This window comes from Mycobacterium sp. E3298 (genome assembly GCF_001666895.1).
GTDB lineage: Bacteria > Actinomycetota > Actinomycetes > Mycobacteriales > Mycobacteriaceae > Mycobacterium.
In genome coordinates this window covers 1-808 of the sequence record NZ_LZJB01000490.1, presented here as the reverse complement: position 1 = coordinate 808, position 808 = coordinate 1, and the positions used below count along the sequence as shown (strand labels likewise).

Annotated in this window: 1 protein-coding gene and 1 pseudogene; one reads left to right on the top strand and one right to left on the bottom strand. The window is 67.1% G+C overall.

The window, feature by feature from the left end; translation table 11 throughout:
- Positions 1 to 65 precede the first annotated feature (65 nt).
- Positions 66 to 179: pseudogene (locus A9X05_RS32355) on the top strand (hypothetical protein); the annotation flags it as partial.
- Here the strand turns inward: A9X05_RS32355 and rraA are convergent.
- Complete coding sequence (gene rraA, locus A9X05_RS22365; protein WP_067752137.1) at positions 176 to 655, bottom strand: ribonuclease E activity regulator RraA; 480 nt, start codon at positions 653 to 655, stop codon at positions 176 to 178. The pseudogene A9X05_RS32355 and the gene rraA overlap by 4 nt on opposite strands.
- Between the last annotated feature and the right edge of the window lie 153 nt (positions 656 to 808).

Sequence of the window (808 nt, the reverse complement as noted above, 5' to 3'; positions counted from 1 at the left end):
CAACAACCCGGTATCGCCAGACGCTCCGATGGAGGTCCTGACCCAGTCCCGGCTGCCGTTGATCGTCGCCCTGGCGGCTCAAGCAGAACTACCTCTTCGACATGCGCACGATCCGGCGCGGCAAGGTTGCCGACGAGGGCCTGCGATTCGCGAAGAAGCGTGCGCCGGTTGCGGTTTAGGGTTTGACGACGACTATTCCGTCGTCGTCGCTGTAGGCGATCTCGCCGGGCACGAAGGTTACGCCGCCGAGCGCGATCTCGACATCGCGCTCACCGGCGCCCGTCTTGCTGCTCTTGCGGGGATTGGTGCCCAGCGCCTTGATGCCGATGTCGAGACCGCGCAGCGCGGCCGCGTCACGCACGGCACCGTTGACGATGAGGCCCGCCCAGCCGTTCGAGCGGGCCAGCTCGGCGATGACGTCTCCGACCAGCGCCGAGTGCAGGGAGCCGCCGCCGTCGATGACCAGTACCCCGCCCGCACCTGGCTGGGAGAGAACCGATTTCAGCAATGCGTTGTCTTCGAAGCAGCGCACCGTGCTGATGGCTCCGGCGAATTCGGACCGGCCACCGAACTGGCGGAACTGGACGTCGCAGCTGCGTACGTCGGGGCCGATGTCGTCGACGAGGTCGGCGGTTGGCTGGAATGACACGGTCACGTCTGACACCGTAGCGGCTCGGTGGCGGGTCAGCGGCGCCGCAGCTGCCGGATCAACAGGATCGCCAGGAGGCTGACCGCCAGGGCGACGATCAACGGCAGCCGGGACTGGGTCAGGACCTCCATCGGAGCGTCTGGCGAAACCGGGTTGTTG